Origin of the sequence: Bradyrhizobium sp. CCBAU 51753, assembly GCF_015291565.1 — a bacterium.
GTDB lineage: Bacteria > Pseudomonadota > Alphaproteobacteria > Rhizobiales > Xanthobacteraceae > Bradyrhizobium > Bradyrhizobium ivorense.
The window spans coordinates 3,550,559-3,574,742 of the sequence record NZ_CP030037.1 but is presented as its reverse complement, the minus strand read 5'-3'; the positions used below and the strand labels follow the sequence as shown (position 1 = coordinate 3,574,742).

Here is a 24,184-nt window from a genome sequence, read left to right as displayed (position 1 = left end):
ATGCGCGAACCCGTCCACCAGGCGCAGCGGAAAGTCTGGCGCAATGGCGCCCTCAGTGACGGCGCGCGCCTGATCCCGGAGGAGACGGCGCTGGCGCTGACCTATAATGGCGGCACCTACGCGGTGATGATGGGCACGCCCGAGGATCTCGGCGATTTCGCCGTCGGCTTCAGCCTGAGCGAAGGCGTGGTGCAGTCGGCCGACGAAATCGAGACGCTCGACATCGTCGAGCTCGACGACGGCATCGAACTGCGGATGTGGCTGAAGTCCGAGAAAGCCGAGCGGCTCGCCGAGCGTCGGCGGCACATTGCCGGCCCCACCGGCTGCGGGCTCTGCGGAATCGATTCCATCGCCGAGGCGGTGCGTCCGGCGGCCATCGTGCCGGCGGGGCGCGCCTTCACGCCGCGCGAGATCATGGCCGCGGTCGCGGCGGTGCCGCCGTTGCAGGAAATCAACCACCAGACCCGCGCCGTGCACGCCGCCGCGTTCTGGACCAAGACAGGCGGCATCGTCGCGCTGCGCGAGGATGTCGGCCGTCACAACGCGCTCGACAAGCTCGCGGGCGCTTTGGCGCGCGACAAGGTCGCGACCAGCGAGGGCATGGTGCTGTTGACCAGCCGCGTCTCGGTTGAGATGGTGCAGAAGACCGCCGCGATCGGCGCGCCTCTGCTGGTCGCGGTATCCGCGCCGACCGCGCTTGCGGTCAAGATGGCCGATGCCGCCGGCATCACGCTCGCCGCGATCGCCCGGTCGGACGGATTTGAAATCTTCACGCATCCGGAACGCGTCGCAGGCGCGGTGGCCGGCAAGGAGTCCGCTTATGTCATCGTCGCCTGACAAACTGGTCTACATGGCGAACCAGATCGGAAAGTTCTTCCAGAGCCAGGGCCACGACCGCGCGGTGCAGGGCATTTCCGAGCACATCTGGAAGTTCTGGGACCCGCGGATGCGCAAGCAGATCTTCGCCCATCTCGACGCCGGCGGCGCCGGCCTCGAGCCCAACGTCCGCGACGCCCTGCAGAAGCTGAGGCTGCAGGCGTAGCTACCGGAAGCTGCAGAGCGGGAGAAGACACCCCGTATCTCAGTACGATTGGTCCCGGTACGGCATCGTCAAGCCATAGAAGTTCAGGTCTTCAATGCTGCGACAGCAAGACTGTCGCAAGCCGGCCTCTCGTCACCATGACGCAGCATCCCGACCTGTTGTGGCCCGGCACCACTGCGCTCGGGGCATGATGATGAGATCGAGTTCACGCACGCGGTGCAGGCGCGCGCGTGCATCGGACGAGCGCTGTTCCGGGCTCACACCCGAAGGCGACGTTTTGGTTTCGCCGATGTATCGCCGAGGACCTTTTCTGCATCGGCATCCTCGCAGCTCCAGGCCATGATTGAGGCGCCGGATGCGTGGCAGATTCGCGGCGGTCAGGTGTCGAGTGACGACACGATTAGTTCGCAATGACCACCTAGACCATCGCTGAAGCAAAAAACAGAGCGAGAGCACGACGCGATGAGTGATAGCACGGGCGCAACGCCGTTCCCCCTCGGAGTCTTTGTCGGGAACCCAAACTATTTTGATTCAAATGAGGAGGCGAGTTTCGAGACAAACTTCAACGCTTTCTCGACCCTCATGAAAACCAAGCCGCAATTCCTCGATCAGTATGGCGACGAGCGCCTGCCGATCTCGGATTGGGTTGGTCAATCAAGCTGGAATGCAGCCTCGATGGCGCAGTCACCCGTACTCGATGGGGTCACGCCGGTGATCGGCCTGCCCATGAGTTCGACGGCATCGGGCGCGGGAACCCCTGATCAGTTCTACAAGAACTTCGCGTCCGGCGCGTACGATTCGGTGCTGACGAACATGGTCAAGGCCTGGGCCGACAATGGCTTCACAACACAGATTTGGCGGCCTGGCTGGGAGATGAATATTGATACCATGCCCTCCTACGCTGGCGACGACGCCGCGACGCGCGCCGATTGGGTGAAGGCGTTCCAGCACATCTACACCGTCTTGCACGCCGCGGGCGCAGCGGCGGGCGTGAACATCCAGGTGGCGTGGAATCCGAGCGTGACGAACTACAGCCACGCCGGCAACGTCATCGAGACTGCCTACCCCGGAGACCAGTATGTCGATATCATCGCCGCCGATGTCTACGGCGACGTGTTTCCGTACGGCTCGCCGACCCACTTGTATGACTGGGACAAGAGCGGGCAAGTCCTCGACTCGTCCAAGCCGGTCTACGACTCCAGCGTTCAGCAGTGGGCGTCAGATCCGGCAAACCTCCAGCACTACTATACCTACCCGGCTTCCAACCAATGGTCGCTTGACGGCAGCGACGGCCATGCGACGACGCTTCAGCAACTGATCGATCTCGCCAAATCGGCAGGAAAGCCGTTTGCCATTGCTGAGACGGGTGCAGGCAATACGCATGACGGCGCGGGTCTCACAGACAATCCGACATTCGTGAACTGGCTTTCGAACACGCTGGTTCAGTCGGGGGTCAAGGTCAGCTTCGTGAACATCTGGGATTCGAACTCCGGCGGATCATACGGCTTCACGAGTTCCACCGACGACAAGCCGCTCGAGGCAGCGGCATGGGCGAAGTATTTTGGCGACCCACCCGTATCCGGATCGGCCTCAACCGTGGCGTCGAGCTCGTTGGACAGCCACGCGGCCGGCGACAGCTCCGCGAGCGTCAACCAACCGGCCGCCGCTGAAGCCGCCGCGGCCCAAAGCACTCCGGCAGTCGAGACGACGAGGGATACCTTTCATTTCAACTTCGCGCCTGCCGTAGCCAATCCGACCACCCTCGCGCACATGGATGGCATTACTGACAACGGCTCAGCTCTCCAGGCCCATGCTGACGCAAATTCCGCGAGCATGGGCAGCTTCACGGCAGACGGGGACGCGGCTCACGGCAGCTTGACCGCGCTCGCGAACGACGCCCGCATGGCCGCAGGGCACGACGTAGCCTTCGGCCATTCGGGGGGCGCAAGTCCCGCAAGCGCTCACGATGCGGGATTGCACTCGGGCCACTTCTTCACGTTCTAGTTTCAGGACCTGCCACACTACCGTCGACGGCGTCTGCTTGGCTCCGAAACGGACGCAAGAGCAGACACGTCGATATCGACGCGATGGGGCGCGAAGGACCAGCCATGGACAAGACTCTGATCTACGACGTGGGCGCCCACAAGGGTGAGGACACCGAATTCTATCTGAAGAAAGGATTTCGCGTCGTCGCCATAGAGGCGATGCCGGAATTCTGCGAGTCCATCAGCAAGCGATTTTCGGAGCACGTCAGCTCGGGCGCTCTAACCGTGATCAACGTTGCGGTTTCGAATTCGCCCGGAAACGTCAAGTTCTATGTCGACGATCGCGTTTCGGAGTGGGGAACAACCAATCCGGACTGGTCCGAACGCAACAAGAACTTCGGCGCAGGTAAGGGACGGACGTTGACGATACCCGCCGCCAAACTAGCGGACATTCTGAACGAGCACGGCGTCCCGAGATATTGCAAGATCGATATTGAAGGCAATGACCTCGAAGCGTTGGCGTCGCTTGAGGGCCTTCGTGAACTGCCAGAATTCGTCTCCATCGAATCTGACAAGACGAGTTGGAAGAAGCTTATCCAAGAGTTCGAGACCTTTGAAAAACTGGGATACCGGAAATACAAGATACTGGATCAGTCACTCGTCTCCATGCAGAAATGTCCAGCAGCTCCGAAGGAAGGAAACTTTGTTGATTGGCGGTTCAAGACCGGAAGCAGCGGTCTTTTCGGAGATGAATTGCCGGGTAGATGGCTCGGCGCACTCGAAGCCATCGAAGCCTACAAGAGCATATTTCGCGGATATGCGATCAATGGAGACCTCGGACTATTCGGTGGTGGCCCCAAAAGCATGTTCAATATGGTCGGCAAGATTCAAGAGAAGGTGTTTCGCCTCAAGGGCTCCAAACATTACTTGAATCCGGCCATGCAATTCCCGCCGCCCGGTTGGTACGATACCCACGCGGCGAGAGAGTGATCGCCCCTAATCCTGAAGACAGAGCCCGCTCCGGCAAGCCGGAGCGGCAGAACAATATTTCCCTGCGCTCCCGCCGAGCCGCGGGCACGACATGACGCGCTCAGGCGGAGAAACGAAAATAGAGTATCAAATTACCTCTTGACGCCCCTGGCCTACCCGGATCGCGCTTCCGCCGGCCCGCTCCCGCCAACGGCGACCCGAGCCAGTACTTTACCGGAATTGAACGCTTTGGCATCATGTTGGCATGTGCCCCGGATAGCCGGGGCCTCCGCTCCGATCGAAAGGACGTTAAGGGAAGCGCCATGTTGGGGATCGTTCTGGCGAGTGGCATTTGCGGATTGCTGCTGGGGCGCTACTTCAGGGTCTATGTATGCCTTCCCGCGATCCTCCTCCTCGTTCCGGTGACCTATGTTGTCGGACACACCGACGGTTTGGCGACATGGATCGTCGCGTTTATTTCCAGCGCGGTCGCGCTGCAAGGATGCTTCCTGATCGGTGCGATGATCCGCATTTTCATTGAAAACTTCGAGCCGCGGCGGGCGCCGTCGGAAGATTTCATTTAACTGATCGGCGTGGGCAGCGGACGGAGCGAGCGGTAGAGCACGAGCGATCCACCCGATGATCGTCAGCAAACTAGTTCTGCCCGAGGAGGTACATTCGCTTAGGGAGTTTCGTCAGCGAGAACTGCCTGGATTCGCGACGGTCAACATCGCGCTTCAGGCATTCGAGTTCAAGGCCTTGTTCCCCTGGCATCTCTCCGTTCTCATCCGCTACGTCGATTGCATCGAGCATCGACTGCCTTCTGACGATGAACAGAAGCTGCTTTACTCCTTCGAAGGTCGGCTTGATCCGCTCATCAAGGCGAACAACAACGCCTTGTTTCTCGCTCGCGTTACCCACGATTGCTTCAGGGAGATCATCTGGCGTGTGCGCGATCCTGATGCGGTCGATGCAGTCCTGCGTCAGATCCTGAGCAACAAGGACTATCGGCGCGAGTTTGATTATCGAATCGATGACGATCCCAAATGGGAGAAGGCCGCGTGGCACTTGGGCAGCCGCCCAACAGCGCACTGATCCGCCTCGCGCAGGGTTCTCACCGTCGCCCTGAGCAGCGCGCTCTTGCGCGCGTCTCGAAGGGTCGACGGCCCGGCTGGTGGCCGTGCATCCTTCCAAGCTCGCAAGAGCTCGCACCTGCAGCGACAATGGCGAAGCCATTGCGCGGGGATGACGGGGCCAACACTATTTGGCCCTAGCCCACGATCGCGGTGAACACCCGCCGCACTTCGCTCTGGGTCTCGCGCAGGCGGGCTTCCAGTGAGGAAAAATCCGGCGTGTCGCCGGCGCGGGCCATCACGCGACGCAAATCCTCGCCGGCGGATTCCGGGTTGAACTTGCCGGTGACGCAGAGCCGCAGGATCTGCGTCAGATCATGATAGAGCCGCGCGGCCGAGCGCAGGATCTCGGCTTCGGACTGGCCGAGCAGGCCGAGCCTGGCGGCATTGTCGAGCACCTGCAGCGTCGACACGCTGAGGATCTCGGGCTTCACCGAGGCGTGCGCGAGCTGCAGGTACTGCGCGATGAAATCGATGTCGACCAGCCCGCCGGCGGCGAGCTTGAGGTCCCAAACATCGTCCTCGCCCTTCTCCAGCGCGATGGCGCGCCGCATGTCGGCGACGTCGGCCGCCGTCGACGCGGTGTCGCGCGGCCGCGTCAGCACGCTGCGGATGATCGCCTCGATCCGCTCGCGAAATTCAGGTGATGCCGAGATCACCCGGGCGCGGGTCAGCGCCATGTGTTCCCAGGTCCAGGCCTCGCGCTCCTGGTAGTCGGCGAAGGCGTCGATCCGCGAGGCAACCGGGCCGGCGCGCCCCGACGGGCGCAGCCGCATGTCGACCTCATAGAGCACGCCGTAATTGGTCCGCGTCGTGAACGCGCTGATCAGGCGCTGGGTGAAGCGGGCAAAATACTGCGCGCCGTGCAGCGAGCGCTCGCCGTCGGAATCCGGCGCCTCGCCGTCATAGTCGTAGAGCAGGATCAGGTCGAGGTCGGAGGATGCCGTCATCTCGCGGCTGCCGAGCCGGCCCATCGCGATGATCGCGGTCTCCTGGCTCTTGATGCGGCCGTACTGCGCAGCGAACTGGTCGGTGACGAGGCCATGCACGGTGTGCACGATGCCCTCGGCGACGTCGGCAAAGGCCGTGCTGGCGTGCTGTGCCGACACCGTGCCTGACAGGATCCTGGTGCCGATCAGGAACAGGCTCTCCTGGCCGAACAGCCTGAGCCGATCGAGAAAGTCCTCGTAGGACGAGGCATCCTGCAGCGTCGCGGCGAGCCGCCCCGACAGCTCCTTCTTGTCCGGCATCGCGCCGAAGAAGCGCGGATCGATCAGGCCGTCCATGATCTGCGGCTGCCGCGCCAGCATGTCGCCGAGCCGTGGTGCCGCACCAAGGATTAACGCCACCAGCGCGACGAAGTCGCGGTTCTGGCTGAGCAGCGAAATCAGCCGCCCGCCCCGCTGCAGCGCGCCAAGGAAACGGTCGAACGCCGCCACCGCGTCGTCGGGTTCCTCGGCGTGGGCAAGGCCGTCGATCAGGCCGGGAATGAATTCGAGGAATGCCGCGCGGGTCGCCTCGACGCGCAGTGCGCGGTAGTCGCCCGCGATCCACTGCTGCACGGTGCCGGCGACCGCGACCGGCTTCTTGAAGCCGAGATTGGCGAGATGCTCGATCAGGCGGGCGTCCTCCGGCCCAGCGCCGTAATTGATATCCGGCAGCCTTGCGGTGCCGGTCGGATCGTCGCCCTCGAACAGCTTGCTGTAATGGTTCTGCACGATCTTGAGCTGGCCGAGCAGATCGCCGGCGAAGGCTTCGCGGCTCGCGTAGCCGAAGAAATGCGCGAAACGCTCGACCGCTTCCGGCTCCTCGGGCAGCGCATGGGTCTGCTCGTCGGCGATCATCTGCAGGCGGTGCTCGACCCGGCGCAGGAATTCGTAGGCCATGGTCAGCTCGTCGCGCGCCTCGTGCGTGATCCAGTTGCTGGCGGCGAGCACGTCCAGCGCCTCCAGCGTCGGCCGCACCCGCAAGTCCGGATGCCGGCCGCCGGCGATCAGCTGCTGGGTCTGGGCGAAGAACTCGATCTCGCGAATGCCGCCGCGGCCGACCTTGACGTTGTGGCCCTCGACCGAGACCTCGCTCTGGCCGCGATAGGTCTGCATCTGCCGCTTCATGTCGTGAACGTCGGCGAGCGCGGCGAAATCCAGGTGCTTGCGCCAGACGAACGGCGCCAGCTCGGCGATCAGCGCCTCGCCGGCCTTGGGGTCGCCGGCGCAGGGCCGCGCCTTGATCATCGCGGCGCGCTCCCAGGTGCGGCCCTCGCGCTCGTAATAATGCAGCGCTGCGTCGGTGGAGATCGCGACCTGGGTCGAGGCCGGGTCCGGGCGCAGCCGGAGATCGACCCGGAAGACGTAGCCCTCACCCGAGCGCTGCTGCAGCATCCGCGCCATCGCCTGGGTAACGCGGACGAAGAACGGCTGCGGCTCGATGTCCTCGGCGAGCGAGGTAGCGCCGCGATCGAAGAACACGATCAGGTCGATGTCGCTGGAATAGTTCAGCTCGCCGGCGCCCATCTTGCCCATCGCGAGCACGATCAGGCCGGAGCCGAGTTCCGGATGTTCGGGATCGGGAGCCGTCATCCGGCCGCGCGCGACCTCCTGCCTGAGCAGATAGCGCAGCGCCGATTGCACCGAGGTGACGGCGATGTCGGTCAGCGCCGCGGTCACCTGCATCACCGGCCAGACGCCGCCGATGTCGCACAGCGCGATCATCAGCGCCGCCTCCGCCTTCATGCGGCGGAGCAGCTGCATCACGTCGGCCTCGCTGCCGGCGGCGACCACCTCGCGCGAAGTGGTCTCGATCAGGCCCACCAGATGCGACTCCGGGTCGCATGACAGGATCCGGATCAGCCGTGCCGCGTCGGCGCGCGCCAGCTCGAACAGATATGGCGAGAATTCGGCGATGCCGCGCAGGATGTCGCGGGCGAACGGATGATGCAGCAGCGCCTCGAGCGCGCCCGATTGCGCCGGCTCGAGCTCGGCGAACCAGTCGGTCAGGCGTTGTTCGGCGGATGCGGAAGCGGCGACGTGCGGTCCGTCCGCAAAGCGCGCGGCCAGAGCCTGTCGATCCGCGTTTCCCGGCGCGGCGGCATTCATGCCGCCTTCTGTGGCACATCCTGCGTTTGAGCCGCAAGCCTGTCACTGCTGCCCACCCGCGCCGGCAGCACGAGGGTCGCAACCAGCCCGGGGTGGGCATCGCCGAGCCGCAGCTCGCCGCCATGCAGCGTGGCGACCGCCGAGGCCAGGCTGAGGCCGAGCCCGGAACCGGGCAAGGTGCGGCTCGCCTCGAGCCGCACGAAGCGCTCGACGGCGTGTTTACGGTCGCCCTCTGGAATGCCGGGACCGTGGTCGGTGACGCTGAGCAGGACCTGGTCGCCGTCGCGGCGCGCCTCGATCAGGATCTCCCTGGCGTCCGCGCCGAGCGGCTGCGCGCCCACGGGCTTGCCGTATTTGATGGCGTTCTCGACCAGGTTGGCGAGCGCCTGGCTGATCAATTCGCGGTTGCCGTGGACCGGTGCCGGCGTGGTCTTCACGTTGAGCATCATGCCGTCGTCCTCGGCGAGCGGCTCGTACAATTCGTGGATGCCGTTGGCGACGTCGGCGCCGTCGAAATCGTCCATGTTGCCGCGCGCCTGCCCGGACTCGGCGCGCGCAATCATCAACAGCGCGTTGAAGGTGCGGATCAGGCCGTCGGACTCCTCGATCGTCCGCTCCAGCGCCGCGCGGTAGTCGGCCTCGCAGCCGGACTTCGCCAGCGCCTCCTCGGCACGGTTGCGCAGCCGCGTCAGCGGTGTCTTGAGATCGTGGGCGATGTTGTCGGAGACCTCCTTGAGGCCGGTCATCAGCGCCTCGATGCGCTCCAGCATGGCGTTGAGGTTTTCCGCCAGACGGTCGAGCTCGTCGCCGCTGCGGCCGACCGGCAGCCGGCCGGACAGATCGCCGGCCATGATGCGTTTCGTGGTGCCGGTCATGGCGTCGATCCGGCGCAGCACGCGGCGGGCGACGAAGATGCCGCCGCCGATGCCGAGCACGACGACCACCAGGATCGACCATTGCGCGGCCTTGGCGACGATGCCGAACAGCCGCCGCCGCTCCTCGAGATCGCGCCCCACCAGCAGGCGGAAGCCGTTGTCCATCTCGGTGACCCGCACCAGCGCGCGATGATCGGTCTTGTCCTGGTCGTCGAACCGGCGATAGGCGGTCTCGCTCCAGCCCGGGACGCTCATCACGCCCGGCGCCAGCGAGCCGACATTGCCGGCCAGCGCCTGCCCGTTCGGCGCGGTCAAGAGATAGAGGTTGGCGCCCGGGCGCAGCGCGCGGTTGCCCATCGTAGTATACAGCCCGTGCAGGCCGCGGCGGTTATAGATGCTGGTGATCTCGCCGACCTCGACATTGACCGTCGTGGTGATCTGCTCAGTGATCAGCCGCCGCGTGTTCCAGGCGAAATACGCCAGCAGTGACGCGGCAAACAGCGCGAACAGGAACAGGTAGACCAGCGTCAGCCGAAACGCCGTGGTGCGGATCAGTTTGCCGAAGGCGGTCACGATCTACCTGATGCCGTCGCGGATCATGTAGCCGGCGCCGCGGATCGTGTGCAGCAGCGGCCGCTCAAAACCCTTGTCGATCTTGGAGCGCAGCCGCGAAATGTGCACGTCGATCACGTTGGTCTGCGGATCGAAATGATAGTCCCAGACGTTCTCCAGCAACATCGTGCGCGTCACCACCTGCCCGGCGTGCTTCATCAGATATTCGAGCAGGCGGAACTCGCGCGGCTGCAGGGTCAGCTCATCCTTGCCGCGGGCGACGCGATGCGACAGACGGTCGAGCTCGAGATCGCCGACCTTGTAGGTGGTCTCCTCGGCCGGCCCGACATTGCGCCGCGACAGCACCTCGACGCGGGCGAGCAGCTCGGCGAAGGAATAGGGCTTTGGCAGATAGTCGTCGCCGCCGGCGCGCAGGCCCTTGATGCGGTCGTCGACCTGGCCGAGCGCCGAGAGGATCAGCACCGGGGTGCGGTTGCCCTTGTCGCGCAGCGATCCGATCAGCGACAGGCCGTCCCGCTTCGGCAGCATGCGGTCGACAACCAGCACGTCGTAATCGCCGGTCTCGGCCATCGACAGCCCCTCCTCGCCATCCGACGCAAGATCGGCGATGTAGCCGACTTCGCGGAATGCCTTGACCAGATAGTCGGCGGACTCGCGGTCGTCTTCGATGATCAGGATGCGCATTTGCGGAGCGGTTGCGGTCACGGGAATTGGCCTTTCTCAGCATGGCGCGGCCGGCCTGCACATGCAAGCCGACCGCGCATCGTCGCAAATAATTGCTGACGCGCGATCCGGCCGGAAAAACCGGCTTCCGCTATTCGGGATCAGGCGGCGGGGAAAAAAGCGGGCGGCGAGGCTGGGGGACCTCACCGCCCTTAGACCTTCCGACAGAGGGGGGCATGTTCCATCGAAAGGACCTGTGGGAGCGAGCAAAAGGCCCGCCCCCCGGAAAGCGCCGTCGGCGGGGGCGACTGATGCCGGCGACACTTCCCTACTCATAGATAGTTATCCCTTGGCCAAAGGCACTGCCACGAAGCGCGACGAACCGCCGCTCTTCACGCGCATGAGAACGCTGTTCTTGTTGTCGCTGCGGGCCGAGGTGATGGCATCGCGGACCTCGCCGGCGGTGCCGACGGTCTTGCCGCCCACCTCCAGGATCACGTCGCCTTCCTTGAAGCCCCGCTCGGCGGCAGCACTCTTGGGATCGACTTCGGTCACGACCACGCCGTCCTTGCCGGCACCGGCTACGCTGTTGGCGGGAGCCACCGTCAGGCCGAGCTTCGGCACGTCGGTGCCGCGGTTCGGGCTGCCCTTGTCGCTGTTGTCGGTGTCGGCCTTGGCCTCGAGATTGTTCGGCAACTGGCCGAGCGTGAGGTTGATGGTCTTGTCCTGACCCTTGTGCAGCACGTTGAGCTTCACCGAGTTGCCGGGAGGCAGGCCGCCGATGGTGCGGGCGAGCTCGCGCGCATCCTTCACCGGCTCGCCGTTGACGGCGGTGATGACGTCACCGGACTCGATGCCGGCCTTGGCCGCGGGGCCGTTGGCCTGCGGTTCGGCAACCAGCGCGCCTTCCGCCTTCTTCATGCCGAGGCTGTCGGCGATGTCGGAGGTGACAGGCTGAATCTGGACGCCGATCCAGCCGCGGCTGACCGTGCCCTTGTCCTTGAGCTGGGCGACGACGCTCTTCACGGTCTGAGCGGGGATCGAGAACGCGATGCCGACGCTGCCGCCGGACGGCGAGTAGATCGCGGTGTTGACGCCCATCACCTCGCCCGACACGTCGAACGCCGGACCACCCGAGTTGCCCTTGTTCACGGGCGCGTCGATCTGGATGAAGTCGTCATACGGGCCGTTGCCGATGTCGCGGCCGGAGGCGGACACGATGCCTGCGGTCACGGTGCCGCCGAGACCGAAGGGATTGCCGACCGCCAGCACCCAGTCGCCGATCCGCGGCTTGCTGTCGGAGAGTTTTGCGAACTGGAAGTTGGAACCGCCCTCGACCTTGATCAGCGCGAGGTCGGTGCGCGGATCGGTGCCGATCACCTTGGCCGTGTAGGTCTTGCCGTCATCGGTGGTTACTTCGACCTTGTCGGCGCCGTCGACGACGTGGTTGTTGGTCACGGCATAGCCGTCGGCCGAGATGAAGAAGCCGGAGCCCTGGCCGGTGATCGCACGGCCGCCGCCACGCGGTCCGCCGCGCAGACCCGGGGGCAATCCGTCCGGACCGCCGAAGCGGCGGAAGAAGCGCTCCATCGGCGAACCCGGCTGGAACGGCGAGTCCTCGCTGTTGCCGCTGTCGTCCTTGGAAAGTTTCTCGTTGATGTTGACCTTGACCGAGATCACCGACGGCTTCACGCGCTCGACGATGTCGGCGAAGCCGACCGGCTGCTGAACCTTGCGGACCTCGTTGTTGACTTGGGCGTGCGCCGGGGTCGTGAACAGATCAGCGGGATTGTGCGAGGGGCTGAAACCATAAGTGGCGGCACCGAGGCCGGCGACGACCGTCGCCATCAGCGCGAGTTTGCGGGCAGAGAACAGCGAGCGCTTCGGCGCCATGTAGGATGGAAGGGACGAGAGGTCGGGACGGTCGGTCATTCTTGAAATCTCCAAGGCCAGAATCAGTTTGTTTGGGGCAGGACCTGATGGGCCTGAACATGGGGTCATCAGCCTTACAGCGCGCTGGCTGCGGAATTAAACTTTGGTAATCAAGCTGCGCGCCGATGCGGCAGAATAGCGCAGGCAAATGAATGGCTTACGGAGGAACTAAAGCGGCTTGTCCGGCGCGGATTGCGCGGCCAGAAGCCGTTCCAGCCGGGCCTTTTCGTCGGCCGTCAGCGCCGGGTCGGCGGAGGCGTCGCCATTGGTCTTGTTTGGCCGGCGCCGGCTGAAATGCCACAGCGCAAAACCGCCCGCCAAAAGCGCGAATGGCGGGGTGAGCCAGAGCAACAGCGTGTGCTCGTTGACCCGCGGCTTGAGCAGCACGAATTCGCCGTAGCGGGCGACCAGGAAATCGATCACCTGGCGGTCGCTGTCGCCGGCGGCAAGCCGCTCGCGCACCAGCAGCCGAAGGTCGCGCGCCAGCGGCGCCTCCGAATCGTCGATCGACTGGTTCTGGCAGACCATGCAGCGCAGCTCCCGGGAGAGCTCGCGGGCCCGCGCCTCCTTCGCCGGGTCCGTCATGATCTCGTCGGGCAGCACGGCATGTGCCGGCATCGCGCCAAGCGCGAAGGTCATGGCAAGCATGCCGGCAGCGAGGGTGCGCGACCACATCATTCGGCCGCCTGCAAGGCACGCGCCGCCTTGGCGGGCTTCGGCGCGCCGACCCGCAAGCGGCGATCCGACAGCGACAGCAGGCCGCCAAAAGCCATCAGCACCGGTCCCCACCAGATCATCAGCACCAGCGGCTTGTGATAGATCCGCACCGCGATCGCGCCGTCGGCCGAGGTGTCGCCCAGCGAGATATAGAGCTGGCTCGCGCCGCGGGTCAGCAGCGCGGCCTCGGTCGTCGAGGCCCCGCGCGTGGTGAAATTGCGCTTCGACGGCGTCATCACGCTGACATTTTGCCCATCGCGCCTGACGGTGAACTGGGCCAGCATCTCGCGGAAATTCGGCCCCTGCCGCGGCGTCAGGCCGTCGAGCTTTAGCTCGTAGCCGGCAACCTTGGCGACATCATTGGGCTTCATCGCGCCGATATATTCGCTGTTCCAGGTGGTCTCGCAGACGATCCCGATCAGGGCGACGCCAAGCCCGGCATGGGCGAAGATCGTGCCCCAGGTCGCACGCGGCAGGCCGCGCGCCCGGCGCAGCGAGATCGACAGCGGGATCCGGAACAGCCCGACCCGCTCGGCGAGATCGCACAGCGCGCCCATGATCACGAACACCGCAAGCCCGATCGCGAGCGGCGCCAATGTCGCGCCGCCATAGGTCCACGCCCAGACCAGCGCGATCGCAACCAGCGCGGTAATGCCGGCCGCCAGCAGCCGCTGCGCCGCGCCGAGCAGGTCGCCGCGCTTCCAGGCCAGCAGCGGCCCGAACGGCACCGCGATCAAGAGCGGCACGAACAGCGGCGCGAAGGTGAAGTTGAAGAACGGCGCGCCGACCGAGATCTTCTCGCCGGTCAAAACCTCGAGCGCCAGCGGATACAGCGTGCCGATGAACACGGTCGCGCAGGCCACGGTGAGCAAAAGGTTGTTGAGCACCAGCGCGCCTTCGCGCGAGATCGGCGCGAACAGCCCGCCCTGCTTCAGCGCCGGCGCGCGCCAGGCATAGAGCGACAGGCTGCCGCCGATGAACACGAACAGGATCAGCAGGATGAAGACGCCGCGCGTCGGGTCGGTGGCGAAGGCGTGCACCGAGGTCAAGACGCCGGAGCGCACCAGGAAGGTGCCGAGCAGCGACAGCGAGAAGGTCAGGATCGACAGCAGCACGGTCCAGACCTTGAGCGCGTTGCGCTTCTCCATCACCAGCGCCGAATGCAACAGCGCGGTGCCGGCGAGCCACGGCATCAGCGAGGCGTTCTCGACCGGATCCCAGAACCACCAGCCGCCCCAGCCGAGCTCGTAGTAGGCCCAGTAGGATCCCATTGCGATGCCGAGCGTCAGGAAGATCCACGCCATCAGCGTCCACGGCCGCACCCAGCGCGCCCAGGCGGCGTCGATCCGTCCCTCGAGCAGCGCGGCGACCGCGAACGAGAACGAGATCGAGAAGCCGACATAGCCGAGATAGAGCATCGGCGGATGCACGGCGAGGCCGATGTCCTGCAGCACCGGATTGAGGTCGCGGCCCTCGATCGGCGGATTGGCGATACGCAGGAACGGATTCGAGGTGATCAGGATGAAAAGGTAGAACGCGCTGGCGACCCAGGCCTGCACCGCCAGCACATGCGCGCGCAGCGACAGCGGCAGATTGTTGCCGAAGGCGGCGACGAGGCCGCCGAACAGCGCAAGGATCGACACCCACAGCAGCATCGATCCTTCATGGTTTCCCCAGACGCCGGTGATCTTGTAGATCAGCGGCTTCAGCGAATGCGAATTCTCGTAGACGTTGACGACGGAGAAATCCGAGGTGACGTGCAGCGTCACCAGCGCGGCGAACGAGGCCGCGACGAACAGCAATTGCGCCAGCGCCGCCGAGCGCGCGACATTCATCAGCGCGGCGTCGCGCCAGCGCGCGCCGAGCAGCGGCACCACGGACTGGATCAGCGCCAGTCCGAGTGCGAGCACCAGGGCATAATGTCCGCTTTCAGCGATCATCGCATCGCTCCCTGGGTCGGCGCCACCGAGGCGCTCGGCTTCTCGCCCGGCTTGTCACCTGGTTTGCCGTAATCGTCCTTCCAGTGGCCCTGCTTCTTCAGGGCATCGGCGACGTCCTTCGGCATGTAGGTTTCGTCATGCTTGGCCAGCACCGTGTCGGCGCGGAACACGCCGGCTGCGTCAAGCGCGCCCTCGGCGACGACGCCCTGCCCTTCGCGGAACAGGTCCGGCAGAATGCCCTTGTAGGCGACCGGCAGCGTCGCGCCGCCATCGCCGACAGTAAAACTCACCGCCAGATTGTCGCCGCGCTTAAGCGAGCCCGGCTCGACCAGCCCGCCGAGGCGGAAGCGTTTGCCGGGACCGAGATGCTTCCCGGCGACCATCGAGGGCGTCGAGAAGAACACGATGGAATCGCGCAGCGCATTCAGCACCAGGCCCGCAGCGATCGCGAGCACCGCGAGCGCGCAGCCGATCAGGGTCAAACGCCGTTGCTTCCTGGTCATGATCCATCCTTGCGCATGATGGTCTCCGAAATCCGCTGCACACTTTTCGGTGTCATGCGCTATCCATCCAGCCCGAGAGTCTTCAGCCCCTCATTGAGCTGACGCAACCGCTCCGCATCGTTGGCGACCGCCTGGCGGGCATCGGCGCGCGCGCTGATCGCCTTGTCGCGCTCGCCCATCACGAGGTAGGCGCGAACCAGCCGCAGCCAGCCCTCGACATCGTCGCCGTTCTGCTTCAGCCGCGTCGCCAGCCGATCGACCATGCCCTGGATCATCGAGCCGCGATCGGCCTCGCTCATGTCCTTGGCCGCGGCCACCGCGCCGTCGGGCAGCGCCGGCGCCGAGACGCCGCCGACCCGCACCAGCGCGGCCTGCACCAGCGGCCGCCACGGCGCATCGGCCGGTGCCTTCGCCAGCATCTTTTGCCAGATCGCGGCGGCATCGGGCTTGCGGCCGTCCTGCTCGGCGGCGAGGCCCAAGAAGTAATTTGCCTTGGCGTCGTCGGCATTCAGCGCCACCGCGCGCTCGAACTCCGCCTTGGCTTCCGCAGTGACGACGCCGCCGGCCGTCCCCAGCAGCGCCTCGCCGAGATCGGCGCGGCGATCGGCGCTGTCGCCGGCATAGGTAATGGCATTGCGATAGGCGCGGACCGCATCATCGTAGCGGCCGAGCCGCGACAGCACCGGCGCCAGCACGGTCCAGCCGCGGCCGTCGGTCGGGTTCTTCTCCAGATGGGCCTCGACCTGCGCCACCAGATTGGTCAACGGCTGGTTGGCGTCGGCGACCCGGCTGCGCTCGGAGAGCGGGAAATCGCCGAGCTGCGGCGAGCCGAGGATGAGATAGAAGCTTGCGGCAATCACCGGCAATCCGACCAGCGCCAGGGTCGCGGCGGCGCGTCGCAGCCCGAGACTGCCCTTCGGCGGCCCCTCACGGCCGCTCTGGTCGGCGGCCGCCAGCAGCCGGCGGCTGATTTCGATCCGCGCGGCGTCCGCCTCGGCGGCGCCAATGATGCCGCCAGCCATGTCACGGTCGATTTCGGCGAGCTGGTCGCGGTAGACCACGACCTCGCTGCCGCCGCCGTCGGTGCGCCCGCTTCGGCTGAGCGGCCACAGCACGGCGAAGATCGCCGCGACCGTCATCAGCGCGAACACAAACCACAGCGTCATCAAGCGGTTCCCGGATGGAACGGCGGCTTCCGGCAAGCCGCCTTAGAATCGCTTTACACTACCGGCGGCGAGGGCGGCAATTGACAATTGCTGGATCGATCAACCCGGAAATCGCACGGTTTTCGCGATCTTGCGGCGGTATTCGCTAGCTGGCGCGGGAGGACTTCCGTTCGCCGGTCACGGCGTTCTCGGCCGCCCGGTTCATCAGCGAGGCATAGTCGTGGCCGAACAGCACCTCGCAGAAGCGGATCGCGGCCTTGACCTGCTGCTGGCGGAAGGCACGCACCCGCGCGTCGCCGCCGCGCAGCGACTGCACCAGCCCCTCGGTCGACTGCTCGACATAGTGCTGCAGGTCGGAGAAGGTCCGCAGCGTCACCTCGTTGATGGCGAGCTCGCCGGCATAGGTGCGGCACACCGCGACGAAATCGATCAAGGCGGCGGCGTCCTCGACCTCGGACATGTCGATCTTGGCGCCGGCGGAGATGTCCTTGTCGGCGCGCTGGCGCAGGATGCGGCGGACCCGGCCCGGCACGCTGTCGATCTCCGACTGCAGCGCGTTGGAGGTATCGGCGCGGACCGAGGTGAGCTGGCGGCCCCAGGTCGAGTCGTTGCGCAGGTCGAGCTCGGTGCGCAGGCCGCGGACGCCGTCATGCAGGGTCTTGAGCTGCTCGCCGACATATTCGAAGCGTGCGCGCCGGATGTCGGTGCGCAGGCAGGCCGCGACGAACGACAAATCGTGCAGCGCGATGGTGACGGCGATCCCGTAGGGCGTGGCCGCAACCCGCAACTCGTCGTCGGAGGCCGCCATCTTGATGGCGAGGCGGATGATCTGCCAGGGCGCGGCCAGCCGCTGCGCGATCAAGGACAGCGCAAACGGCAGCAGTTGCGAGGTCTGCAGCGACGGCACCTTTAGCGCATCGGTGGCGGAGGCGATCTGGGCGTCGGCAAACACCCGGATCTGGCTTGGCAGCCGGTTGCCCAGCGTCTCCAGCGCCTCGCGCGCCTGCAGGACGACGCCGATCGGCAGCAAATCCTCGACCACGCTGGGCGGCCCGACGCGGGCCAGCGCGCGCTGGCGATCGTCGCTCTGCACCGGCGTCGCGATCTTGAGAATGGCATCCGCAGCCACGAGCTGGAATTTGCGCGCAGCGGCCTCCATCGGACCGTTGTCCGATGCGGCGGCGAGCGCCGCCTCGAAGGCGCGGGCCGCGTCAGGAGCGCCCTCGCGGGCCAGCCACTGCCAGACCGGCAGCAGTGAGGCGCGCCGGATCTGGCCCGGGCGGGTCGGAAAATTGGTCTCGGCGAGGAACGGCTCGAGCGGCCGGAACAGCAGCCGCGCCGGGTCGTCGGTGCGCGGCGGGATCGCCTCGTCCGCCTCGGCGCCGCGGACGATCTTGCGGAGCTGCTCCAACACCAGATTGGCGACGGAAATGTCCTCGCCGCGCTCGACCGCGCGCTCGAGCTCGCGCATCAGCAGCGCCTGCGACTGCGGCGGAAGCTGCGCAAGATAGTCCCTCAGCCGCTCGGTCGATGTCTGGCTCATGCGCCCGGTGATGAAAGCTTGGTGCCCCGCGGACTGCCGTACCCCGCGTCCGACTGCCCATCATAAAGGCGGCCGCGTTAAGAAGCCGTTTAGGAATAATGACCGCCCCGGCGGGGCCGTCGCAGGGGCGCGCTGCCAATATGGCGAAAACAACCCCATGCAAAGTAGCCGGCGGCGGCCGGCGCTCGACCAGGCCACTTGACACGTCGGGCAACTCACCGTTACTCTTCCAATATTCCGAAATCGTGCAAGCCCCCCTCGCCCCGCCGCGGCGGGACAGTAGCGGCCTAGACCGTCGGCAGCACGAGCTCGGCCCGCAGGCCGCCGATCGGGGCGTTGCTCAGCGTGAGGCTGCCGCCGTAGAGGCCCGCCAGGTCGGTCACGATCGACAGGCCGAGCCCCGAGCCCGGCTTGGATTCGTCGAGCCGCTGGCCGCGCCGCGACACCTGGGCGCGCTCGGCCTCGGACAGGCCGCGGCCATCGTCATCAACCATGACGCGCAGTTTCGGCACGGCGCCCGGCGCCTCCGGCGTGACCACGACCACCTCGATGAACACCTGCGAGGCCGCCCATTTGCAGGCGTTGTCGACGAGATTGCCGACCATCTCCTCCAGGTCCTGCCGCTCGCCGCGGAAGCGCGCCGCCGGATCGGCCTTCACCTCGATCGCGATCTCGCGATCGCGATGGATCTTCTCCATGGTCCGGCGCAAGCCCTCGATCGCCGGCGCCACCTCGGTGATGGTGCTGACGATGGTGGCGCGGGCGGCGATGCGGGCGCGCTCCAGATGATGCGCGACCTGGTCCCGCATCACCTCGGCCTGCTCCAGCACCTTGCTGGCAAAGGGATCGGCGGCATGGGCGCCCGCTTCGTTGACGATCACCGACAGCGGCGTCTTGATGGCATGCGCGAGATTGCCGACATGGGTGCGCGAGCGCTCGACAATCTCCCGGTTGGCATCGATCAGTGCGTTGGTCTCGCGCGCCAGCGGCGCGATCTCGACCGGAAAGCGGCCCTCCAGCCGCTCCGCGCGGCCGGAGCGGATGTCGGCGATCGCCTCGGAAATGCGCTTGAGCGGCGCCAGGCCATAGCGGACCTGGAAGATCGTGGTCAGCAGCAGCACGACGCCGAGCGCGGTGAAGGTGCCGCCGAGGTAATAGTCGAAGCTGCGCGTCTCATCGAAGATCTCGGTGGCATCGCCGGCGACGCTGACCAGGAATTTGCCGTCGGCGCCGAGATCGACCGGCCGCTCCACCATGCGCAGGCTCTGGCCTTCGGGACCATCGACATAGCCGAGGCGGACGCCGGCGGCGGACAGGTCGACGCCGTGCTCCTCGAGCTTCGGCAGCTTCTTGTCCCACAGCGAGCGCGAGGCGCGGGTGTCGCCCTTCTCGGTGTCGGTGCGGGTGATCTGCCAGTACCAGCCCGACAGCGGCAGGTCGAACAGCGGCTCGCCGAGCGACTGGAACTGGCGGTCCGCCGGCTCGTCCGGCGTCGCCACCTCGGCGATCAGGGTGCGCAGGTACAGATTGAGCCGCCGATCGAAGGCGCGCTCGGTGGCATCGCGATAGACCGACGACAGGATGACGCCGGTGATCGCCAGGATGATCACCAGCCAGGCGGTCGCCGAGACGAACAGACGGGTCGCAAGTGAACTTCCGCCCATCAGGGCACGGTCGCGAAAGTCATGGCAGCGAAAATCATGGCAGCGGGCCTCGGCATGGCAAATCAGTCCTTAAAGTCAAGGATCATGCCGATGCCCGCACGCCGATCAAGCGCCGGAGGGCGGCGGCGCCAGCATGTAGCCGAGCCCGCGCACGGTCTGGATGATATCGACCTCGAGCTTCTTGCGGATGCGGCCGACGAACACCTCGATCGTATTGGAGTCGCGGTCAAAATCCTGGTCGTAGAGATGCTCAACCAGCTCGGTGCGCGACACCACCCGCCCGGTGTGGTGCATCAGGTAATCCAGCAGATTGTATTCGTGCGAGGTCAGCTTGATCGGGTTGCCGTTGACGCTGACCCGCTTGGTGCGGGTGTTCAGGATCACCGGGCCGCAGACCAGTTCGACCTGGGCGTGTCCGGTCGAGCGGCGCAGCAGCGCGCGGATCCGCGCCAGCACTTCCTCGAGGTGAAACGGCTTTGCGACATAATCGTCGGCGCCGGCGTCGAAGCCCTGAACCTTATCGCTCCAGCGGTCGCGCGCGGTCAGGATCAGGACCGGCATCACCCGCTTGTTGCGCCGCCAGGCCTCCAGCACCGAAATGCCGTCCATCTTCGGCAGGCCGATATCCAGCACGACGGCGTCATAAGGCTCGCTGTCGCCGAGGAAATGCCCCTCCTCGCCATCGAATGCACGGTCGACCACATAGCCGGCATCGGTCAGCGCCGTGGTGAGCTGACGATTCAGATCCGGATCATCCTCAACGACGAGCAGACGCACTTTGGCCTCCGAGAGTGAGCATTGCGATTCCCGACATCAAATGAGGCTTTCGGCGGTGAATGGCCTATGAACAAATCGAACCGGGGCAGATTACCGTTTGTTCAGGAACGGTATTATTCAATCGACTGCCACAGAAAAATCTTTGGGTCGAGGTGGCCAGCCCGGCCGACCGCCCCGCCGGGAAAATAGCTGCAAAACGAGTAACTTACGCCAGGATAACTGGGCTGAGCCGGCAGCCGATCTTCGGCGCCGCGAAGCGGGAAGGCTCAGACCAAGAAAACTTGCCAGGCGAGCAGTCGAGACCCAGGTCCTACACCTTAAGATAGCGTACACGATAGATCGCTACTCAGTTGCAAGATCCACCGGCTTCGGCACCTTGCATGCCGATGCAGCACCGCTTCGCAATGAAGCAAGCAAAGTCCACAAATGCCTTGCATTGCACTGACGACCACGACGTGCGGCAGCACGCGCCCGTCGCGAACCTGCTTCTGGTCCAACTCTTGAATCTCGCGCTCGAGCGCCGCAATTGGCGCCCGCAATCTTCGATTGTCCGGATCAATGCCAATGCGCTTCTCGAGCTTGCGATATCGCTCAAGCTTTTTTCTCGAGCTCCGCGCGCCTGTCCCGTTCCGTCATGGAAGCCTCCAATCATCCGGAACGACGCAGCCGAGCTTGTGTTGCGCCTGTTGTTCGAACAGATAGGAATATGCGCGGTGTGATACAGTTTCTGCGTGAAGATATCTGCCAATTTTGGATACCATGACCTCGATGAAGCCAGCAGTGTTTTTTGATCGCGATGGTGTTCTCAATGAAGACCATGGCTATTTGTTCGAGCCGGGCAAGCTGCAATGGATCGAGGGCGCGCGCGAGGCGGTGAAGGCGGTCAATGATGCCGGCTATTTCGCCTTCGTGGTCACGAACCAGTCAGGCGTCGCAAGAGGCTTCTATGCCGAACGCGACATCGAGGTCCTGCACCTCTGGATGAGCGATGAGCTCGCCAAGGTCGGTGCACGCATCGATGCGTTCGAGTACTGCCCGCATCACCCCGATGCCGTCGTCGAGCAGTATCGCGTTGCGTGCGTTTGCCGCAAACCGGGTCCGGGGATGATCCGCACGCTGCTCGGCCGTCACGCCGTCGATGTCGCGCGAAGCTTTCTGATCGGCGACAAGGCCAGTGATGTCGAAGCCGCCGAGGCCGCCGGCATCAGGGGGCACTTGTTCCAGGGAGGGAACCTGGAGTACTTTGTGGGACAGCTCCTGCGTCAGAGCGGGTGTGCGGCGACGCCGGACCGTCCGAGCGCTTCATTCTGAGGCAGTTGCTTCGGACATGCCTTTACCTTGGCGTCGACGCGGACCGGTGGGCTTGCCGCCGTTTACCTTGTGCGGACAATTGTACGTTTTGTGCGTCGCGGTCGGCTATATGGTCGAGATGCCGGTCGCATGACCCCAGATAGAGTATTTCAGTGTTGGTTTCGAAGGTTTGTAGGCTCTACACGATCGTTGGCAGGATAGCGTTTGCGCCTCGCAAACTGCGTTGGTCGAGGGGAGACCGGCCTTGACCGACGCAGGAATCCGGAGGCTGTTGATCTGTGCTGCCTGGCTGGCGCTGATCGTGATCGCGATCACGACGGTGGCGCCGATCTACGATCGCCCCACGTTTGGCCACGCGCGCATCGAGCGTCTCGTCGCATTCATGGCCTTGGGCGCCATGTTCGCATGGAGCTATCCAAATCGACTACTCTTCAGCGTCCTGATCGTGTCCTGCGGCGCGTTCGGGCTTGAAGCGCTGCAATTGATCACGCCGGACCGCCATGCCCGCCTCCTCGACGCGTTTGTGAAGCTGGCCGGCGGCTGGAGCGGCCTCGGTTTTGGGCACCTCACCATGTCTTTCATGCGCGCAGGCCGGCTGCGCCTCGGGAGCCAGGGCGACGGCTAAAGCGCGATGCGACCAGGTTGAATTGTCATCGCGCTTTAGCTTTTTTGTATGGTCTCCACGCAAACGCTTCGCTTTGTCGCGAGGGAAAACCGCTTCGCAGTTTTCCGCATCATGCGCTAGGCCCGCTGGTAATCATCCTGGATGCGGATGATGTCGTCCTCGCCGAAGTAGCTGCCGGTCTGCACCTCGATCAGCTCGAGCTGGATCTTGCCCGGGTTCTCCAGCCGGTGCACCGCGCCGATCGGGATGTAGATCGACTCGTTCTCGTGCACGGTCTTGATCAATTCGTTGACGGTGACCTGCGCGGTGCCGCGCACCACGATCCAGTGCTCGGAGCGATGGTGATGCTTCTGCAGGCTGAGACGTCCGCCCGGCTTGACGACGATGCGCTTGACCTGGTGGCGGTCGCCATTGTCGACCGACTGGTAGGAGCCCCAGGGCCGATGCACCTTGATGTGGCTCTCGGTCACCTCAGGCGCCGTCACCTTCAGTTTGGCGACCAGCCGCTTCAGTCCGTTGGCGTCCTGCTGCCGCGACACCAGCACCGCGTCCTGGGTCGCGATCACGACGAGATCGTCGACGCCTTCGAGCGCGACCAGCGCGCGGTCGGTGGTGACGTTGCAGTTGCGGGAATCCTCGAACACCGCCATGCCGCGCGAGGCGTTGCCCTGGCTGTCCTTCTCGGACAGCTCCCAGACCTGGCGCCACGAGCCGATGTCGGACCAGCCGCAGGCCACCGGCACCACCGCCGCGCGCGCGGTCTTTTCCATCACCGCATAGTCGATCGAGATCGCCTTCGCCGCGGCAAAGGACGGCGTATCGAGCTTGACGAAGCCGAGATCGCGCTCCGCGTTGGCGACCGAGGCCTCGACTGAAGCGACGCTGTCGGCATCGACATTGCGGTATTCATCGAGCAGCACCGCGGCGCGGAACATAAAGTTGCCGCTGTTCCAGAGATAGCCGGCATCGATATAGCCGGCCGCGGTCGCCGCATCCGGCTTCTCGACGAACTTTGCCACCGCCCTCACCTCGCCGGCGATGGTCTCGCCCGGGTTGATGTAGCCGTATTCGGTGGCGGGCCGTTCCGGCCTGACGCCGAAGGTGACGATGCGGCCGCGCTCTGCCGCGACCAGGCCCTCGCGGCAGGCGGCGACGAAGGCCGGCGTATCGCGCACCAGGTGATCGGCGGCGAGCGCCAGCACGATCGCATCAGCGTCGCGCGTTTGCGCGAACGCGGCGCCGACCGCAATTGCGGGGCCAGAATCGCGACGCATCGGCTCGAGCAGCACATCGGCCTCACGGCCGATCTCGGCAAGCTGCTCCAGCACCATGAAGCGATAGGTTTCGTTGGTGATCACCATCGGTCGCGCGAACAGTGTGGTGTCCGACACGCGAAGCAACGTCTCCTGGAAGGTCGAGCGCGCCCCGAACAGCGACAGGAACTGCTTCGGATGCACCTCGCGCGAGGCCGGCCACAGCCGCGTGCCCGCGCCGCCACACATGATCAAGGGGATAATTTGCCGTACCATCGGTATGCCTCAAGCTTGACAAGATCTCGTCATGGCGCAGCAAGAATGGTGCCACCAGCAGCAACACGAGCTCTGCTGATTCAAGCGTCCGCGCTTGCTGCAAGAAAGACGACGACAACTTCATCCCTGTGAAAGTTGGCCG

21 protein-coding genes are annotated in these 24,184 nt (G+C 65.2%); 9 read left to right on the top strand and 12 right to left on the bottom strand.

The window, feature by feature from the left end; all coding sequences use genetic code 11:
- The 6 genes from fdhD to XH93_RS15780 all read left to right on the top strand — a co-directional run bounded on the left by fdhD (position 1) and on the right by XH93_RS15780 (position 5,091).
- Positions 1–837 (top strand): formate dehydrogenase accessory sulfurtransferase FdhD, encoded by an 837-nt coding sequence (fdhD, locus tag XH93_RS15805; RefSeq protein ID WP_194474232.1) that lies wholly within the window; start codon positions 1–3, stop codon positions 835–837.
- The gene (locus tag XH93_RS15800) at positions 821–1,042 is read left to right on the top strand and encodes a formate dehydrogenase subunit delta (RefSeq protein WP_139482410.1); all 222 of its coding nucleotides are present in this window, start codon (positions 821–823) and stop codon (positions 1,040–1,042) included. Before fdhD ends, XH93_RS15800 begins: the two co-directional genes overlap by 17 nt.
- Positions 1,043–1,504: 462 nt before the next feature.
- A complete protein-coding gene (locus XH93_RS15795) occupies positions 1,505–3,046 on the top strand; it encodes a hypothetical protein (protein ID WP_194474231.1) in 1,542 nt (513 codons plus the stop codon).
- 104 nt (positions 3,047–3,150) lie between these two features.
- Complete coding sequence (locus tag XH93_RS15790; protein WP_194474230.1) at positions 3,151–4,017, top strand: FkbM family methyltransferase; 867 nt, start codon at positions 3,151–3,153, stop codon at positions 4,015–4,017.
- Positions 4,018–4,319: 302 nt separating this feature from the next.
- Positions 4,320–4,580, top strand: a complete 261-nt coding sequence (locus tag XH93_RS15785) for a hypothetical protein (RefSeq protein ID WP_194474229.1) — start codon at positions 4,320–4,322, stop codon at positions 4,578–4,580.
- 55 nt (positions 4,581–4,635) lie between these two features.
- Complete coding sequence (locus tag XH93_RS15780; protein ID WP_194474228.1) at positions 4,636–5,091, top strand: DUF695 domain-containing protein; 456 nt, start codon at positions 4,636–4,638, stop codon at positions 5,089–5,091.
- A 175-nt stretch (positions 5,092–5,266) separates the two neighbouring features.
- Here XH93_RS15780 and XH93_RS15775 read toward each other — a convergent pair whose 3' ends face one another.
- The 11 genes from XH93_RS15775 to XH93_RS15725 all read right to left on the bottom strand — a co-directional run bounded on the left by XH93_RS15775 (position 5,267) and on the right by XH93_RS15725 (position 20,577).
- Positions 5,267–8,224 carry a bifunctional [glutamine synthetase] adenylyltransferase/[glutamine synthetase]-adenylyl-L-tyrosine phosphorylase gene (locus tag XH93_RS15775; RefSeq protein ID WP_194474227.1) on the bottom strand — a complete coding sequence of 986 codons (2,958 nt, stop codon included), beginning with the start codon at positions 8,222–8,224 and terminating at the stop codon, positions 5,267–5,269.
- Positions 8,221–9,672 (bottom strand): HAMP domain-containing sensor histidine kinase, encoded by a 1,452-nt coding sequence (locus XH93_RS15770; protein ID WP_194474226.1) that lies wholly within the window; start codon positions 9,670–9,672, stop codon positions 8,221–8,223. Before XH93_RS15770 ends, XH93_RS15775 begins: the two co-directional genes overlap by 4 nt.
- A 3-nt stretch (positions 9,673–9,675) precedes the next feature.
- Positions 9,676–10,356: a response regulator transcription factor gene (locus XH93_RS15765; protein ID WP_029878846.1), complete on the bottom strand. Its 681-nt coding sequence runs from the start codon at positions 10,354–10,356 to the stop codon at positions 9,676–9,678.
- 321 nt (positions 10,357–10,677) lie between these two features.
- A complete protein-coding gene (locus XH93_RS15760) occupies positions 10,678–12,267 on the bottom strand; it encodes a Do family serine endopeptidase (protein WP_194474225.1) in 1,590 nt (529 codons plus the stop codon).
- A 168-nt stretch (positions 12,268–12,435) separates the two neighbouring features.
- A complete protein-coding gene (locus tag XH93_RS15755) occupies positions 12,436–12,945 on the bottom strand; it encodes a cytochrome c-type biogenesis protein (protein ID WP_194474224.1) in 510 nt (169 codons plus the stop codon).
- Positions 12,942–14,924 (bottom strand): heme lyase CcmF/NrfE family subunit, encoded by a 1,983-nt coding sequence (locus XH93_RS15750; protein ID WP_194474223.1) that lies wholly within the window; start codon positions 14,922–14,924, stop codon positions 12,942–12,944. Before XH93_RS15750 ends, XH93_RS15755 begins: the two co-directional genes overlap by 4 nt.
- Positions 14,921–15,427, bottom strand: a complete 507-nt coding sequence (gene ccmE / locus XH93_RS15745; protein WP_194474222.1) for a cytochrome c maturation protein CcmE — start codon at positions 15,425–15,427, stop codon at positions 14,921–14,923. Before ccmE ends, XH93_RS15750 begins: the two co-directional genes overlap by 4 nt.
- 59 nt (positions 15,428–15,486) lie before the next feature.
- The gene (gene ccmI, locus XH93_RS15740; RefSeq protein ID WP_194474221.1) at positions 15,487–16,593 is read right to left on the bottom strand and encodes a c-type cytochrome biogenesis protein CcmI; all 1,107 of its coding nucleotides are present in this window, start codon (positions 16,591–16,593) and stop codon (positions 15,487–15,489) included.
- A 145-nt stretch (positions 16,594–16,738) separates the two neighbouring features.
- Positions 16,739–18,136, bottom strand: coding sequence for a hypothetical protein (locus XH93_RS15735; RefSeq protein WP_194474220.1), 1,398 nt, complete (start codon positions 18,134–18,136; stop codon positions 16,739–16,741).
- 287 nt (positions 18,137–18,423) lie between these two features.
- Complete coding sequence (locus XH93_RS15730) at positions 18,424–19,800, bottom strand: sensor histidine kinase (RefSeq protein ID WP_194474219.1); 1,377 nt, start codon at positions 19,798–19,800, stop codon at positions 18,424–18,426.
- Positions 19,801–19,905: 105 nt separating this feature from the next.
- A complete protein-coding gene (locus XH93_RS15725) occupies positions 19,906–20,577 on the bottom strand; it encodes a response regulator transcription factor (RefSeq protein ID WP_139482397.1) in 672 nt (223 codons plus the stop codon).
- Between the two features lie 380 nt (positions 20,578–20,957).
- Between XH93_RS15725 and XH93_RS15720 the strand changes: the two genes are divergently transcribed.
- The 3 genes from XH93_RS15720 (at position 20,958) to XH93_RS15710 (ending at position 22,513) form a co-directional block, all read left to right on the top strand.
- Positions 20,958–21,296 carry a hypothetical protein gene (locus tag XH93_RS15720; RefSeq protein WP_194474218.1) on the top strand — a complete coding sequence of 113 codons (339 nt, stop codon included), beginning with the start codon at positions 20,958–20,960 and terminating at the stop codon, positions 21,294–21,296.
- 49 nt (positions 21,297–21,345) lie between these two features.
- Entirely contained in the window at positions 21,346–21,888 is a 543-nt protein-coding gene (locus tag XH93_RS15715) for an HAD-IIIA family hydrolase (RefSeq protein ID WP_194475159.1), read from the top strand.
- A 244-nt stretch (positions 21,889–22,132) separates the two neighbouring features.
- Complete coding sequence (locus XH93_RS15710; RefSeq protein ID WP_139482396.1) at positions 22,133–22,513, top strand: VanZ family protein; 381 nt, start codon at positions 22,133–22,135, stop codon at positions 22,511–22,513.
- A gap of 116 nt (positions 22,514–22,629) precedes the next feature.
- Here XH93_RS15710 and XH93_RS15705 read toward each other — a convergent pair whose 3' ends face one another.
- Positions 22,630–24,042, bottom strand: a complete 1,413-nt coding sequence (locus XH93_RS15705; RefSeq protein ID WP_194474217.1) for a mannose-1-phosphate guanylyltransferase/mannose-6-phosphate isomerase — start codon at positions 24,040–24,042, stop codon at positions 22,630–22,632.
- Between the last annotated feature and the right edge of the window lie 142 nt (positions 24,043–24,184).